Origin of the sequence: Actinoplanes utahensis (assembly GCF_016862455.1) — a bacterium.
Lineage (GTDB): Bacteria > Actinomycetota > Actinomycetes > Mycobacteriales > Micromonosporaceae > Actinoplanes > Actinoplanes utahensis.
The window spans coordinates 1-14,651 of sequence record NZ_BOMZ01000065.1; the positions used below are offsets into that span (position 1 = coordinate 1).

General features: G+C 71.5%; 15 protein-coding genes. 6 read left to right on the forward strand and 9 right to left on the reverse strand.

The window, feature by feature from the left end:
* A partial coding sequence (locus Aut01nite_RS22970; protein ID WP_204037649.1) for a hypothetical protein occupies positions 1 to 235 on the reverse strand: 235 nt, incomplete at its 3' end.
* A gap of 112 nt (positions 236 to 347) precedes the next feature.
* Between Aut01nite_RS22970 and Aut01nite_RS22975 the strand changes: the two genes are divergently transcribed.
* Both Aut01nite_RS22975 and Aut01nite_RS22980 read left to right on the forward strand, forming a co-directional pair.
* Positions 348 to 1,049 carry a hypothetical protein gene (locus Aut01nite_RS22975; protein WP_204037651.1) on the forward strand — a complete coding sequence of 234 codons (702 nt, stop codon included), beginning with the start codon at positions 348 to 350 and terminating at the stop codon, positions 1,047 to 1,049.
* A gap of 66 nt (positions 1,050 to 1,115) precedes the next feature.
* On the forward strand, positions 1,116 to 1,859 hold the full coding sequence (locus Aut01nite_RS22980; RefSeq protein WP_043533925.1) for a class I SAM-dependent methyltransferase: 744 nt from the start codon (positions 1,116 to 1,118) through the stop codon (positions 1,857 to 1,859).
* A gap of 18 nt (positions 1,860 to 1,877) precedes the next feature.
* Here the strand turns inward: Aut01nite_RS22980 and Aut01nite_RS22985 are convergent, their stop codons facing one another.
* A complete protein-coding gene (locus Aut01nite_RS22985) occupies positions 1,878 to 4,001 on the reverse strand; it encodes a HelD family protein (protein ID WP_043533924.1) in 2,124 nt (707 codons plus the stop codon).
* A 394-nt stretch (positions 4,002 to 4,395) separates the two neighbouring features.
* On the opposite strand from Aut01nite_RS22985, the gene Aut01nite_RS22990 reads away from it, so the two are divergent.
* The 3 genes from Aut01nite_RS22990 to Aut01nite_RS23000 are packed head-to-tail and all read left to right on the forward strand — an operon-like array spanning position 4,396 to position 7,144.
* Entirely contained in the window at positions 4,396 to 4,902 is a 507-nt protein-coding gene (locus tag Aut01nite_RS22990; RefSeq protein WP_043533923.1) for a PH domain-containing protein, read from the forward strand.
* Positions 4,899 to 6,386, forward strand: a complete 1,488-nt coding sequence (locus tag Aut01nite_RS22995; RefSeq protein WP_043533922.1) for a PH domain-containing protein — start codon at positions 4,899 to 4,901, stop codon at positions 6,384 to 6,386. The genes Aut01nite_RS22990 and Aut01nite_RS22995 overlap by 4 nt, the downstream gene beginning before the upstream one ends.
* 23 nt (positions 6,387 to 6,409) lie before the next feature.
* Positions 6,410 to 7,144 (forward strand): hypothetical protein, encoded by a 735-nt coding sequence (locus Aut01nite_RS23000; RefSeq protein WP_152629175.1) that lies wholly within the window; start codon positions 6,410 to 6,412, stop codon positions 7,142 to 7,144.
* 7 nt (positions 7,145 to 7,151) lie between these two features.
* Here the strand turns inward: Aut01nite_RS23000 and Aut01nite_RS23005 are convergent, their stop codons facing one another.
* Positions 7,152 to 7,943: a DUF7674 family protein gene (locus Aut01nite_RS23005; RefSeq protein WP_043533921.1), complete on the reverse strand. Its 792-nt coding sequence runs from the start codon at positions 7,941 to 7,943 to the stop codon at positions 7,152 to 7,154.
* Positions 7,940 to 8,875 (reverse strand): FAD-dependent oxidoreductase, encoded by a 936-nt coding sequence (locus Aut01nite_RS23010; protein WP_043533920.1) that lies wholly within the window; start codon positions 8,873 to 8,875, stop codon positions 7,940 to 7,942. The genes Aut01nite_RS23005 and Aut01nite_RS23010 overlap by 4 nt, the downstream gene beginning before the upstream one ends.
* 201 nt (positions 8,876 to 9,076) lie before the next feature.
* Between Aut01nite_RS23010 and Aut01nite_RS23015 the strand changes: the two genes are divergently transcribed.
* Positions 9,077 to 9,502 (forward strand): hypothetical protein, encoded by a 426-nt coding sequence (locus tag Aut01nite_RS23015; protein ID WP_043533919.1) that lies wholly within the window; start codon positions 9,077 to 9,079, stop codon positions 9,500 to 9,502.
* On the opposite strand, the gene Aut01nite_RS23020 is transcribed toward Aut01nite_RS23015, so the two are convergent.
* The 5 genes from Aut01nite_RS23020 to Aut01nite_RS23040 form a co-directional block, all read right to left on the reverse strand.
* Positions 9,489 to 9,806 (reverse strand): hypothetical protein, encoded by a 318-nt coding sequence (locus Aut01nite_RS23020; RefSeq protein ID WP_052164715.1) that lies wholly within the window; start codon positions 9,804 to 9,806, stop codon positions 9,489 to 9,491. The two genes, Aut01nite_RS23015 and Aut01nite_RS23020, sit on opposite strands and share 14 nt — an antisense overlap.
* On the reverse strand, positions 9,806 to 11,365 hold the full coding sequence (locus tag Aut01nite_RS23025; RefSeq protein WP_043533918.1) for a hypothetical protein: 1,560 nt from the start codon (positions 11,363 to 11,365) through the stop codon (positions 9,806 to 9,808). Before Aut01nite_RS23025 ends, Aut01nite_RS23020 begins: the two co-directional genes overlap by 1 nt.
* On the reverse strand, positions 11,362 to 11,682 hold the full coding sequence (locus Aut01nite_RS23030; protein WP_043533917.1) for a hypothetical protein: 321 nt from the start codon (positions 11,680 to 11,682) through the stop codon (positions 11,362 to 11,364). The genes Aut01nite_RS23025 and Aut01nite_RS23030 overlap by 4 nt, the downstream gene beginning before the upstream one ends.
* Before the next feature lie 128 nt (positions 11,683 to 11,810).
* Positions 11,811 to 13,412, reverse strand: coding sequence for a xylulokinase (locus Aut01nite_RS23035; protein WP_043533916.1), 1,602 nt, complete (start codon positions 13,410 to 13,412; stop codon positions 11,811 to 11,813).
* A 195-nt stretch (positions 13,413 to 13,607) separates the two neighbouring features.
* Positions 13,608 to 14,627, reverse strand: coding sequence for an NADPH:quinone reductase (locus tag Aut01nite_RS23040; RefSeq protein ID WP_043533915.1), 1,020 nt, complete (start codon positions 14,625 to 14,627; stop codon positions 13,608 to 13,610).
* Positions 14,628 to 14,651 lie beyond the last annotated feature (24 nt).

Here is a 14,651-nt window from a genome sequence, read left to right on the forward strand (position 1 = left end):
GGAAAGACCTGCCCGCGGCGGCGGAAACGAACGAACCCGACACCGCCCGCCTGAACCTCACCCGACACCTCGAGCCCGACACCGAGCCCGACACCGCGCGGCTCGGCCTGCCCGCCTGGGCGAGGCTGAACGCGACGAGGCCGAACGCGACAAGACTGAACCCGACAAGGCCGAACGCGACGGTGCCGAACGCGTCGAGGCCGACCGTGACAGGTCCGAACCCGACGAGGCTCAATCCGACGAGGTTCGACCCGCCCGGTGGGAGCCGGTCGAACCCGCCCGGCGGCAGCCGCTTCCGGCCCGGTCGCAGCCGGTCCGCCGAGAACGGCGAGGAACGCGGCTCCTGGGTGACCGAGATCGTTCCGGAGCTGATGACACCGGCTCTGCGCTGGGGCGGCCTGACCGTCGCCATCTCCGCCGCCCTCACCGTGATGGTCTCGATCGTCGTCGGCATCACCATCCACGTCGGCGGCAGTGACGCCGCCGATCGGGCGCTCCCACCGCCCGTCCCGGTGACGGTCACCCCGTCGTCCGCCGCGCCGACCGTCACGATCAAGGCCGATCCGGTGGCCGTCGACCGGACCCGGGCGACCTACGCCGCCCACCTTCCCGAGGGGACCCTCTATCTGGCTCTGCGTGACGGCATCGGCATCGCCTACCTGTGCGACGGCGACCGGGTGGAAGCCTGGTTCCGCGGGACGGCCGCCCGCGGCGCGTTCCACCTGTCCGGCCGGCAGGGCACTGTCGACGGCACGTTCACCAGTGCGCACGCCACGGGGGAGGCGATCGTCGAGGGCCGTGCGCTGGGTTTCGCGCTTCCCGCCGTACGAAAGCCGTCCGGTCTTTATCGGGCTTCCGCACGGGTCCGCGATGCGGAGGTGAAGGGCGGCTGGATCGTCCTTTCCGACGGCCGTCAGGTCGGTGTCCTGACCGTCGCCGGCGAACCGCGACCGGCGCCGCCTCTGGACACCACGGGCGGTACCGCCGATGTGGACGGCACGCCGGTCACCGCCACCGAGATCGATGTCGAGAACGGGTCCGGGTTCTGACACGGAGGTGCGTTCGCCTGCGAGAGTGGAGGGGCACGTCCGGAGCCACGCGGAACGGAGAGCCGAGTGCACATCGAACTCGACAGTGCTTCAGCGGTCGACGGCCGGCACCTGCGGGCTGTCGCCTTCAACCAGGTCCGCCTGCTGTACGCCGGTTTCCACCTGGAACAGGCCGGTGTCGGTCCCGGCAGCCGTGCCCTGGTCGTCGGCAGTGTCCGCGGTGACCTGGCCCGCGGCCTGGCCGACCTGGGGCTGGCCGTCACCGCCGTCGACCCGTCCCCGGCCGCCACGAAACTGGCGCAGGAGCGGGACCCGTCCGGCCGGGTCCGTTACCGTACGCACGCACCGGACGCCCTGGACGGCGGCCCGTTCGACGTCGTCTACTGCGCCGACACGTTCGAGGTCGTCGACGACGTGGGCGCGGTCGTCAAGTCGGTGGCCGGTGTGCTGCGGCCGGACGGGTTGTTGCTGTTCGACACGGTGAACCGGACCGTGCCGAGCATGCTGATCTACCTGGTCGCCTTCCAGCGTCTGCCGATGACCCGGATCATGCCGCCGGGGCGGTACGCGGCGGCCCGCCTGCGGCCTCCCCGGGAGCTGGTCGAGATCCTCGGGACGCACGGGTTGCGCACCCTGGACGTCCGCGGTTTCAAGCCCCGCACCATCTCGGGTCTGGTCTCCGCGGTCCGGCAGCGCCGCGCCGGCCGCATCACCGACGACGAGGTCGCCGGCCTGACCGATTTCGTCCTGGAGAAACCGGGCGGCATCCCGGTCGTCACGTACCTGGGCGCCGCCCGTCTCGCGGGATGATCCACCGCCCGGGGCGCGTCACGCACCCGGCGACAGTCGCCCGAGTTCCTGTGTGCAGCGGGTGACGGCGACGTACAGGCCGTTCCAGCCGCGTGGCTCGGCGGCGATCCCGTCCGGGTCGACGACCAGCGTGGCGTCCCATTCCAAGCCTTTGGCCTGGGTCGCGGTCACCACGGGCACGCCGGCCTCCACCGCGGCCCGCAGCTCTTCGACGCGGGTTGCGGGGGCGACGACGCCCACGGTTCCCCCGGTCCAGCGTTCCCTCATCCGCTGTACGGCCGACGCCGCCTCCCCGGCGATCCGGTCGGGGCTGACGGTCCGCTGCCAGTGGGCGACGCCGGACGACCGTACCGCCCGGGGTGGGGTGCCGGTGCTGCCCGCCGCGACCAGGATCGGCCCGGTGAGCTCCATGACCTCCCGTGGCGTCCGGTAGCAGACGGTCAGTTCGGCCGCCGTCCAGCGGTCCCCGAACACCGCCCCGACCGCCTGGGCCCAGCTGGTGTGCCGGTGCGGCGCCTCGGTCTGGTCGATGTCACCGACCGCCGTGACCGACCGGCCGGGGCAGCGCCGCAGCACCATGAGCCACTGCATCTCCGACAGTTCCTGCGCCTCGTCGACGACGACGTGCCCGTAGACCCAGCCGCGTTCCCGCCGGGCCCGTTCCGCGACGAACTCCCCGCCCGGCCCGGGTATCCCGTCGTCGCCGTCCGCACGGTCGCCGATCAGTGCCGCAAGCGCGTCCAGCAGCGGAATGTCACCGGAGGCCCAGCCCGCGGCCGGCCCACCGGCGCCCGTCACCACCGCGTCGATCTCCGCGGCTGTCAGGTCCGGCGCGAACCCGGCGAGCAGCGTGCGGTCCGTCAGCAGCGTCCGCAGCAGCGGTTCCGGGTCGCGGGTGGGCCACCACGCCTCGACGAACCGGGCGATCGCCGGGTCGTCGGCGATGCGTTCCCGCAGGTCCTCGATCTCCTCTTCGGACAGCACCCCGTCCACGTCGCTGCCGCTGCGCCCGTCCCCGGGGCCGTCGTCCCGGGCGCTCCGGTCGATCCGGGCGAGAATGTCCTCGTACCCCTGCTCCATCTCGGCCAGCATCGTCTCCCGCTGCTCGGCCACCGCCTCGGCGAGCAGGTGATGCAGAAGCTCGGCGAAGACCTTGCGGGCACGATGGTACGGGCGACCGCGCACCGCCGACCCCATCGCCTGCCGCACCGCCTCCGCTCCGATCAGGTGGAACTCGCCCGCCCATCGCAGTTTCAGCTCGCGCGCCGGCGGCAGCAGCGACGTCACGTACCGTTCGAGGACTCCCTGCCACAGCGCCCGTCCCTTGATCTCCGCGACGTCCCGGCTCTCCGCCCGGCTCGCCCGCACCCCCGGGAGGAGGGTGTCGCACGTGGCCGACACCACCGCCGTCTCCCCGAGGGCGGGCAGAACCTGGCCGATGTACTCCAGGAACCGCGGCGACGGCCCCAGCACCAGCACCGCCCGTTCCGCCATCCGCTGGTGGGTGAACAGCAGATAGGCGACCCGGTGCAGCGCCACCACGGTCTTCCCGGTGCCCGGCCCGCCCTGCACGATCAACGGCCCGGTCACCCCGGCCCGGATGATGTCGTCCTGCTCCCGCTGCAACGTGGCGATCGCCGTCCCCATCCGCCCCGTCCGCCGCTGATCCAGAGCGGCCAGCAACGCGCCCTCGCCGACGAGTTCCGTCCCTACGGACCCGTCCAGCGGCTCGTCGTCGACCCCGGTGACCACCCCGTCTCTGGTCCGGATGTGCCGCCGCCGGACCAGTCCTTGCGGGTCGACCGCCGTCGCCGTGTAGAACGCCCGTGCCACCGGCGCCCGCCAATCCAGCACGAGCGGTTCCACATCGGCGCCGGTGCCCTGGTCCTCGGACCGCAGCCCGACTCGCCCCACCCGCCTAATCGTGCCGTCGGCCCCGTCCAGCCGCCCGAAGACCAGCCCGTCCTCGGCTCGCCGCAGCTCCTCGAGCTGCCGCCGCACCATCCGCCGCCGCGCCACGTCGAGGGCGTCCTCCGCCTCGCCGGCCGGCTCGGCGCTCAGCTCCTCGATCAGCGCCGCCCGCCGTGTCACCGCCCGCTCCAGGAACTCCTGCTCCTCGGCATACGCAGAATCCCGCCGCATCCGCCATTCCTCGCTTTTCTCCGGGAACCCCTGAATCCGGCCGCAACGCTAATTCCCCATGAGCCCGTGACGCCGCCGAAAATCCCCGGAAGAGACAGGTCTCTCAATGGCTTGCGATATCCATCCCGTTCCCATCTGACAATTCTCATTTCATTCTTGACGCTCTCCCGGAAATGTGTTCTCCGCCCGTTGTGGCGCCACCGCCGCCCTCTGCCCGCGCGGACGGTCCCGGGCACGGCGGCTGCCGGGCGAAGGTGATCTACACCTCGGTACGGGGCGCGCCGGTGGGACAGCGGAGGAGGGCTGAGTTCAGTCATCATGTGCGGCGTGAATGGACGGTTCGCGGGTGCTCTGGCCGGTTTCGGTGGGGCCTTCGTGTCGATGGTGGCGAGCGATGTCTGATCACCCGGTGGGGGAGTGGCGGCTCCGGCCGCCCCGCGAGCGGGTTCATCCGCGGGCGATCGGCTGGTGGGCGTCGCAGGCCGCGCTGATCGGGCTGCCGCTGCCGCTGACCTTCGCGATCCTGTGGCTGACCATCCCACCGACCAGGGGGTTCTTCGGCTGGGCCACCGTGATCGCGCTGGTCCCGGCGGTCGTCTACAACGTCGTCATGCCGGCCTGGCGGTACCGGGTGCACCGGTGGGAGACCACGGACACGGCCGTCTACGCGGCGTCCGGCTGGCTGTGGCAGCGCTGGCGGATCGTCCCGCTCTCCCGTGTGCAGACCGTCGACACCGTCCGCGGCCCGCTTCAGCAGATGTTCGGGCTCTCCGGCGTCACCGTGACCACCGCCTCCGCCGCCGGCGCCGTGAAGATCAACGGCCTCGATCAGCGGGTCGCCGCCGGCCTGGTGGAACGACTGACCCGGTCCACCGAGGCGATCCCGGTGGACGCGACGTGACCTCGTGGAGCCGCCTCGACCGGCGGCTGATCCTGGTCAACCTGACCGTGCTGGCCGCGCCGGTGGCACTGCTGCTGCTCAATCGGGTCGTCACCGGCGGCCGCCTCGGTCTGCAGGTGGCGATCAGTCTCGCGTCCTTGTTCGTCACCCTGCTGGTGATCTGCGGCATCAGCCTGATGCGGTACCTCACCACCCGCTACCGGATCGTCGGCGACCGGATCGAACTGCGGTCCGGGCTGCTGTTCCGCAGCCGGCGGGCGGTGCCGATCCATCGCGTACGCAGCATCGACCTGACCGCCGACCCGATGCACCGGATGTTCGGCCTCACCACGCTGCGCATCGACACCGGCGAGCAGGGCCCGGCCGCCGGGCACCGGCTCCGTCTTGACGGGCTCCGGGCGGCGGACGCGGCCGAACTGCGCCGGCAGATCCTGGCGCGGCGCGCGACCGCCACCGGGACCACGGACGACGACGGCCTGATCGGCGAGCTGGACTGGAGCTGGCTCCGCTACGCGCCGCTGACCGTCTGGGGTGTGGGCAGCGTCTTCGTGGCGTTCGGCACCGTCTACCGGATCCTGGCCGAGATGAAGGTGAACCCCCTCGAACTCGGCGTCGTCCGGGACGCCGTCGACCGGTTCGGGTCGGTGCCGCTGTGGTTCGGGATCCTGGTCACCACGCTGATCGTCGTCGGCCTGGGGGTGCTCAGTTCCACGGCCGCGTACATCGAGGGCTGGTCCGGATATCGCCTTCGCCGCGAGGACGACAGGTTCCAGATCCGGCGCGGGCTGCTCGCCACCCGGTCGGTCGGCATCCAGCGGAACCGGGTCCGCGGCGTCGAACTGGCCGAGCCGATCCCGCTGCGCTGGGCCGGCGGCGCCAGGCTCAACGCGGTCGCCAGCGGACTCGGGAACGTCGAGGACAACCGCAGACGGCGTGCGCTCACCCCGCCCGCGCCCCGTGCGGAGACGTTGCGGATCGCCGTCGAGGTGCTGGGGCAGGACGCGTCGCTGATCGCCCGGGCCGGTCTGACCCCGCATCCCCGGGCGGCCCTCCGGCGCCGGATCAACCGCGGCCTGACCACTGTCGCGCTGATCGCGGCCGTGCCGGTCGGTCTCGGCCTGTGGCTCAGCCCCACGCTGGTCCGGGCCGGTCTGATCACGGCCGCGCTCCTCGTTCCGATCGCGATCCTGCTGGCGATCGACGCCTATCGCACACTGGGACACGGCATCCGCGACCGGCATCTGGTGATCAGCGCCGGGACGTTCACCCGCCGTACCGTCGCCCTCCAGGAGTCCGGGATCATCGGCTGGAACATCTCGCGATCGTTCCTGCAGCGCCGCCACGGCCTGCTCACCCTCGGCGCCACCACGGCCGCGGGCGACAGCGTCTACAAGGTCCGTGACGTCACCGTCCCGGACGGCCTCGCCCTCGCCGAGGACGCCGTTCCCGGCCTGCTCCGGCCCTTCCTCGAACGGCGACAGTGAAGACCGGCGATCGGAGGACCGGCATGAGGATCAGCGGCATGGTGGCGGGTCTGGAGGACTTGCGGGCGCTGTGCGGCCGCGACGGCGATCACCGCCGGGGCTGGGCTTTCGTTCGGGCGATGACCGAGGCGTACGGCTACCCGCTGGCGGACGGCGACGGCGTCGACGAGGCGGTGCTGAGGTCCACCGAGGACCGGCTCGGCGTTCCGCTGCCCGCGGCGCTGCGCGAGGCGTACCTGCTGTTCGGCAACCGGCGGGACCTGACCGCGACCCAGGACTGGCTGGTACCGCCGCAGAGTCTCGAGGTCGGCGCCGGCGGCGTCCTGGTGTTCCGCCGGGAGAACCAGAACTGCGCGGTGTGGGGCGTGCCGGAGAACGCGCTGGGGCAGGACGATCCACCCGCCGTGCTGGACGCGGGCGACGGCTGGGTGCCCTACACGGACCGGCTGTCGGTGGCGCTCGTCGAGATGGTGATGTCCGAGGCGATGTTCTCCGGCTACGAGGACCACGTCGACAACCGGGAACTCGACGGCGCGACCCTGGCGGCGCTGGAGGCCGGGTTCGAGCCGCTGCCGTTGCCGGTCCTCCCGTTCTGGGCCGGGATGGAGGGTCCGGGAGTCCGGTGGCTCTCCGGCCCCGATGTGCTGCTGCGCGACGACGGCGGAGAGTGGCTGTGGGTTCACGGCCGGACCCCCGAGGCGGTGCAGGCGGTGCGGGACCGGCTGCCCGGCGACTGGCTGATGGTCCCCGACGACTGATCGATTCCTACCCCACGAGGTCCCGGAGCCGCGGGCCGGCGTACCGGCGAAGGTGCTCGTTGCGGCCGAACTCGGCGATGATCTCAGCGGTGTGCGCCCGCAGCAGCGCCGCCACGACCGGATCGGCGAGCATCGACTCCAGACCGTCCGTCGCCTGCTCGACCATCTCCTGATCGGTGTGGTCGTACGAATACGACTCCAGATCGGGCAGCATGCCGTGCACGATGCCCTCGCTGACGTACCGCTCCGGGGTCATCGCCGCCAGCGACATCGTCGCCTGTACCTCCGCCCGCTCCGCGATCAGGATCGACCCCCGGGCGGCCGGCATCCGATCCCACAGCCAGGTGCGCATCTCCCAAGCGTTGGCGTCCGGCCGCCCGTCGGTCACCGGAACCGGGGGCAGCGGCGGTTCGCCGGCCGTCCGGTACATCGGATCCCTGGAGATGTCGGCCAGCATCTCGCGGGTCACCGGACCGGCGTAGATCCCATACAGATCGGTCACGGCGTCCGACCGATATCTTTCGATCATCCGGATGTACGCCGCGTCGCTCAGATCCTGATCGCCGTGCACCAGCATCTGTTCGAGCAGGTCGATGCACCGGCGGGCGAGGGGGATGTCGCCGCGTTCGGCCGCGTCGTTCAGGACCTGCTGGAAGGCGAACGACATCAGTCTGTACGTGCCCGACACCTCCCCATCCTCGGCGCGGCCGCCGCACTCGTACAGCTCAGCGGTGAGGATGTGTTCGCGAGCCTCCGGCAGCACGTCCCACAGGAATTCGCGGAATCCGAAGTAGTTCACGAGATCAGCGCGGCGATGCGGGCGGCGTCGCCCCAGGACAGGGTGAACCCGGCGCCGCCGTGGCCGTAACAGGCGAAGACCGGCCGCGCGAACCCGTCCACCGCCCCCACTCGCACGCTGCTGCGGCCCGGGCGCAGCCCCACGGCCCGGGAGAGGACGGGCTGTTCCGCCAGTTCGGGGACCAGGGCACGGACCCGGCGCAGGATCGCGGCCTCGGTGTCCGGGTCGATCCGCTCGTTCCAGTCGCCGGTCTCGCCGGTTCCCCCGCAGACGACATCACGGCTGCGGGGTACGACGTACGTCAGCCCTTCCGGATTCTCCGCATCCGTGATCCATTCGGTGAGGCCCGGGTTGGCCAGCCGCACCACCTGTCCCCGGATCGGGAAGCTCTCGTCGTCGCCGAGCAGCGCCGCCGACCGCAACCCGGCCGCCACCACCACCGCGTCCGGCTCGTCCCGCTCGATGACCGCGGCCACCGAGTCCACGTCGGCGACCTCGATCCGAACGCCCGAGGCCACCACCGTGTCCCGCAGCCACGCCAGATAGTCACCGGTCTCCACGATCGGCACCGTGCACCGGATACCGCTCGCCCCGTCCGGCCGGGCCGCCGCCGGTTCGGTGTGCGGCACCGCCGCGGTCCACGCCGTGTCCGGTTCGGGATGCCGGGACAGCACCGTGCCCGGCCGCATGTGCACCCCGGTCCGCGGGTCCGCCGCGAGCTCCTCGAGACGCCGGTAGGTGACCGCCGCCGACGCGAGCACCGAGTCGGAATGGTCGACGTCGTGCGGGAACCAGATCGCGGCGGCCACCCCCGACGTGCTCTCCGCCGCCTCCCGCGCCGCCAGGATCCGCACGCGGTGTCCCGCCGTCACCAGCTCCTGCGCCACGCTCAACCCGATGACACCGGCACCGATCACCGTCACATTACCCACAAGATCACCCTATCCACGCCGGCCCGCAGCGGGAACAGTCGATGGCCCGGATCAACCGCGGAGGTACGGATGACTCCCGTCACCTGGTCGACGATCCCACCACGACGAGGCAGCCGGAACCGAATCCGATCGGCGCCGACGACCGGGCCGCGGTGTGAGACTGGCGTGCGGCGGCTATCGTCCCAGGCCGTGAAGAGATCCGTGCGTGTCGTTGTCTGGCCGGTCGCCGCCCTCCTGCTCGTCGGAGGGCTGGGGTGGGGCGGGTTCGCCCTGTACCGCTACGAGACCTACGGCACCGAGTTCACCGAGGCCGACCTGACCGTCGAGGTCGACGCGGGCGACCGGTTCTCCCTGGCCGTCCTCGACCGCGGCGGTTCGGTCGGAGACGGGTGGAGTGCCGAGGCGGGCCCTTTGTTGACCGCGCAAGGCGATCGGACCCGCTACGACAGCCTGTCGGCCTATGTCGGCGAACCGCCGGCTGGTTGCTGCAGTGGAACGACGCTCTTCGTCTTCGACGCCGCGACTGCCGGAAAGACCCAGGTCACACTGACGAACCGCTTCCAGGGCGGTCATGACCCGTCCGACCCGGAGAACCGCAGCGTGACCTGGGAAATCACCGTCCGCTGAGACGGCGCGCCTCGATCAGCGCGGCGACACCATTCAGCCAGCGTGCGAGGCGCTCATCGTCGATGATCAACCACGGCCGCACGAGAGCCGTCTGCGCCGGGGTGGGCAGCGGCTCGGGCAGTCCGGCCGCATAGGCGGTGCCGCCTCGGCGCACGATCTCGGCGAGGAAGGTCAGTGAGCGCGGCTGGACGCCGAGCCGGTCGGCCTGAAGTGCCGCCGGCACCAGCGCGTCAGTCGTCCGGCCCGCACCGAGCAGCGCGACGACGTCGTCGTGCATGGTCGCCGAGTCGGGACGGGCCCGCATCAGTTCACCCCCTGCGGAAGGCGCACCGATCTCGGCGTGCCGGGCAGGTCGGGATCTCCCTGGCTGATGTCACCTCTGGCGAACTCGTCCTTGGTGATCCAGTAGGTGTTTCCCCATGGGTTGTAGATCTGCAGCTCGTCACCTTGGTGGCCGATGACCATGAGCTGATGGCCCTCGCCCGCATCTCGAGTGCTCAACGGGACCGGATGACCTTCGTCGACCGCGGCCTCGATCCGGCTCAGAATGTCGAAACGGGCGTCGGCGCCGGCCATCTGGACGTTTTCGTATCTCGCGCCGGTGTACGCGCCGATCTGTTCGTCAGCGATCATGGCGGACTGCTCCGACGACATGCCCTTGCCGCCGACGACGGGCAGATCCTGCCACCAGTCGCGGCCGTCGTCGTAGATCCGATGTGTCTCGTCCTTCCACCGCGTGGCGAACGCCGCGCCGTCGTCCTGCGCCGGATCGTCGGGGTGGCCGCCGGTGGTCAGGTACAAGGCGTAGAGCGGATCGACGGCACCCCGAGCCGCCACCGTCGATGCGGCGACACAGGTCGGGTCACGCCCCTGTGTCCATTTTGTTCCGTCGAAGCGGACATCCTCGGAACCGTCGCCGGGGATGTCCATGGTGAACGGGCCCAGGTGCGAGGCCAGCCACTTCGGGTCGTCGCCGTGCGCGGCGATCAGCCCGTTGAACTTCGACACCTCGCCGACCGGATGTCCGGCCGCCAGGGCCTTCAGCAGGTACGCCCGGTGCTCCGGCGACGCCGCCCCGCTCAGCAGGTCCATCATGGCTCGCCGGTCGGTGTCGTCGAGCCCGTTCAGCGCCGCCGCCGCCCGGTCGCCCTGCGCCGCGCTGAGGATGTTGGTGTTCTGGGTGAGCCAGTCGCTGCCCGCCCCCGCCAGGACGATCTCGTCGATCGCGGTCATCGGCGAGTCGCTGAGCCGGCGGCCGCGCGCGTCCCCGGCGGCGTGGTCGCGCAGCAGCGCCGAGAAGGTGCGGCCGGCGCCACGGACGCCCTCGTGCGTGGACACCCGGGTGTCGATGGCGCCCATCGCCTGCTGGTGCAGGCCCGCCATCTGCGCCCGATCGTATTCGGACAGGTCGGGGAGGAACCCGAGGGCGGTCAGTTTCGCCGCCCGCCCGGCCACCTCGTGCAGATCCGCGGTGGCGTCGGCGTCGGCGGGGAGGGCGTTCTCCAGCGCTACGGCGTACGTCCGGAAAGGGGTGTGCAGGTCTTTGAGGGCGCTGGAGAGGCCGTGCAGATCGGTGAAGACGGCCTGGATCGCCTCGGTCGCCGCGAGGTGCGTGTCGCCGGCCCAGGTGCCGGCCAGATGCTTGCCGTTGACCTGCTGGACGGCGTCGAGGGCCTGCTCGGCGAGTTGCTGGACCTTGGCGAGGTTGGCGCTGATGTCGTAGATGGTGGCCGGGTCGCCGCCGAAACCGGGGACCGCCGCGCCCGCCGCGCCGGCGGCCGCGAGCTCATCGGTGCCCCACATCCCGTACGCGCCGCGGATGTTGCCCTGCTCGTGCCGTAACCGGTCGATGTCGTCGCTCATCGGCCGCCCGCCGCCCGGGTCGCCGACGCGCCGGTCCGGGTCGCGGCCCGCCGATCCGCCGCGTCGTAGTCGTCGGCGGTCCGGTCGAGGGCGTCCGCGAGCTCCCTTGCGGCCTGCTCGAGGAGGCGGAACTCCTGCTCGACGGCGGAGGTGAAAGCCCGGTAGGCGGCGGCGGTGGTGTACCGGTCGAAGGCCGCCTCGACGCCGTACCCCCGTTCCGGCACCTGAAGCTGAGTGACCGCCTTGCGCAGGTTCTCCGCGGCGCCCTGCCGCAACCTGTCCGCGGCGACCCGTAACTCGACCGATCTGACCTGCATCGAAGCCCCTCGCTGTCGACGATAGCGCCAGCGATCGTAACGCCGCCCGTCGATCCCCCGCGGCCCCACAACCCGGGCAGCGTGGTGATTTCCGGCGCTGTGCACGCCAGAAATCACCACGCGGCCGGTCAGCTGTTGTCGACGGCGGCCTGCTGGACCGGCAGCGCGGCCACGTAACGCTGGAGGAACGCGTCGAAACCGGCCACGTCCGCGGCGTCCGGCTCGGCGGTGTCCAGTTCCGCGCCGGCGAAGACCGACTCGGTCAGGAACGCGTCGAGGCTCTGCCCGGCCTGCTTGTTCGCGACGAACGCGGCGAGCACCGCGATGCCCCACGCGCCACCCTCGGAGGCGACGTCACCGACCGACACCGGCGTGTTGATCGCGGCGGCCAGCAGCCGCTGCGCCACACCGGCGGTCTTGAACAGGCCGCCGTGCGCGAACATCCGGTCCAGCTGCACCGATTCGGCCTTCTGCAGCACGTCCATGCCGATCCGCAGCGTGGCCAGGGCGGCGTACAGCTGGGTCCGCATGAAGGTGGCGAGATCGAGAGAGCTTCCCGGGGTACGGAAGAACAGCGGCCGCCCCTCGTGCAGCTTGGTGATCGGCTCCCCGGAGAGGTTGTTGAAGGCCATCAGGCCACCACCGTCGGGAGCGCCGTCCAGCGCGGCCCGGAACAGCGTCTCGAACACCGTGTTGCTGTCGGCCGACGCCCCGAGTGCCGTCGCGAACTCGGCGAACAGCCCGGCCCACGCGTTCAGCTCACTCGCGCCGTTGTTGCAGTGCACCATCGCGACCAGGTCGCCGGCCGGGGTGGTGACCAGGTCGATCTCCGGGTGCATCCGGCTCAGGTCGCCGTCCAGCACGATCATGGCGAAGATGCTGGTGCCGGCGCTGATGTTGCCGGTGCGCCGGGCCACCGAGTTGGTGGCGACCATGCCGGTGCCGGCGTCGCCCTCCGGCGGGCACAGCACGATGCCCGGCTGGAGGGTGCCGCTCGGGTCGAGCAGTCTCGCGCCGGCCTCGGTCAGCGTGCCGGCGGCCTCACCGGCGGGCAGCACGGCCGGCAGCAGGTCGGCGAGCTTCGGCAGGCCACGGCCGGCGACGAGCTCGTCGTACTGCGCCAGCATCCGGGCGTCGTAACCGCCGGTGCTGATGTCGATCGGGAACATGCCGCTGGCGTCGCCGACACCGAGGACCTGGCGGCCGGTGAGCTGCCAGTGCACGTACCCGGCGAGGGTGGTGAGGTGGGCCAGCCGGCCGATGTGGTCCTCGTCGTTCAGGACGGCCTGGTGCAGGTGGGCGATGCTCCAGCGGTGCGGGATGTTGTAGCCGAACAGTGCGCTCAGCTCCTCCGACGCGGCGCCGGTGTTGGTGTTGCGCCAGGTGCGGAACGGGGTGAGCAGCCCGCCGTCGGCGTCGAACGCCAGGTAACCGTGCATCATCGCGGAGACGCCGATCGCGCCGGTGGTGCGCAGCTCGGCGCCGAACCGGGCGTGCACGTCCGCGGCGAGCGAGGCGAAGCAACCCTGGAGGCCGGCCCAGACGGCCTCCAGGGAATACGTCCAGACCCGGTCGACGAACTGGTTCTCCCAGTCGTGGCTGCCCACCGCGATCGCCGCGTGGTCAGGGCCGGTCAGGACGGCCTTGATCCGGGTGGAGCCCAGCTCGATGCCGAGCGTGGTGCGGCCCTGCTCGATCGCCGCGCGCAGGTCGGTGTCTGTCATGCTCATCTTCGTACCTTAGGGTCTGGGCAGCGTCATCGCGGCTCTGTTATCGCTCACATCAGGGCCGGGACCGATTGAAACATTGGTGAAATAACGTGTCAATGCGCCGTCCGCGCGGCGCGCCAATAGTGAGCGCTAACAAGCCTCAATCCGGAATATACCGACATATCTGCGCCGCGCTGCGGGCCACGGCGCTCCTCCTCAGCCCGGGATGTCGACGAGCACCTTGCCGACCGCGCCGTTCTCCACCGCCTGATGGGCGTCGGCGGTACGGTCCAGCGGGAAACGGATCAACGGCAGCCCGTGCTCCTCGCCGACCGGCAGCGCGCCGTCGGCCACCGCGGCGGCCACGTCCTCGGCGCCGGCGGCAAGCGCCTCCGGCCCGACGGTGTAGAGCACCAGGAACTGGAACCGGGTGTTCAGCATCATGTTCTGCCGCACGTCCAGCTCGACCGGCTCGCCACCGTCGTTGGCGTACGTCGCGATCGTCCCCCGCACCCGCAGCACCGCCAGATCGAGGGCGAGGTTCGCCCCGAGCGCGACCTCCACGACGATGTCCACCCCGTCCGGGGCGATCTCGCGGATCCGCGCCGCGGCGCCCTCCTCCCGGTAGTTGACCGTGTGATGGGCGCCGGCAGCCGTGGCCAGGCGTGCTTTCTCCGGGCCGCTGACGGTGCTGATCACCGTGGCGCCGGCCCACCGGGCGAGCTGGATCGCCGCGTGCCCGACCGCCCCGGCGCCACCCGCCACCAGCACCATCGTGCCGTCCAGTGCGCCCGGCCGCAGCCGCCGCGGCCCGTCCTCGGCGACCGTGAGCGCCCGGTGCGCGGTGATCGCCGGCACGCCGAGCGAGGCGCCGAGGTCGAAACTCGCCTCATCGGGCAGCGGCACCGCCAGCTCCGACGGCACGACGGTGCACTCGGCCGCCGTCCCGGTCGCCCGCCCGGCCGACGCCATGAACACCCAGACCCGCTGCCCGACCCGCCCCGCCGCCACGCCGTCCCCGACCGCGTCGATCGTGCCCGCCCCGTCCAGATGCGGCGTGACCTCGGCGAACTGTTTCGGGTTGGTGGCCCCGGACCGGGTCTTCCAGTCGGTCGGGTTGACACCCGAAACGGCGAGGCGGACGCGGACCTCGCCCGGCGCGGGCTTCGGCGTCTCCCGGTCGACGAGCTCGAGAACGTCGGCGCCACCGTTGTCGCGATAGATGATGGTCTTCATCTTCCGCACCGTAACGGCTTCCCC

What these genes read in the sequence shown, in the direction of transcription:
- Aut01nite_RS22985 (WP_043533924.1), bottom strand. Translation starts at nt 4,001, where the DNA reads ATGCGGCGGGATTCTGCGTATGCCGAGGAGCAGGAGTTCCTGGAGCGG.
- Aut01nite_RS22990 (WP_043533923.1), top strand. Translation starts at nt 4,396, where the DNA reads ATGTCTGATCACCCGGTGGGGGAGTGGCGGCTCCGGCCGCCCCGCGAG.
- Aut01nite_RS23000 (WP_152629175.1), top strand. Translation starts at nt 6,410, where the DNA reads ATGAGGATCAGCGGCATGGTGGCGGGTCTGGAGGACTTGCGGGCGCTG.
- Aut01nite_RS23020 (WP_052164715.1), bottom strand. Translation starts at nt 9,806, where the DNA reads ATGCGGGCCCGTCCCGACTCGGCGACCATGCACGACGACGTCGTCGCG.
- Aut01nite_RS23025 (WP_043533918.1), bottom strand. Translation starts at nt 11,365, where the DNA reads ATGAGCGACGACATCGACCGGTTACGGCACGAGCAGGGCAACATCCGC.
- Aut01nite_RS23030 (WP_043533917.1), bottom strand. Translation starts at nt 11,682, where the DNA reads ATGCAGGTCAGATCGGTCGAGTTACGGGTCGCCGCGGACAGGTTGCGG.
- Aut01nite_RS23035 (WP_043533916.1), bottom strand. Translation starts at nt 13,412, where the DNA reads ATGAGCATGACAGACACCGACCTGCGCGCGGCGATCGAGCAGGGCCGC.
- Aut01nite_RS23040 (WP_043533915.1), bottom strand. Translation starts at nt 14,627, where the DNA reads ATGAAGACCATCATCTATCGCGACAACGGTGGCGCCGACGTTCTCGAG.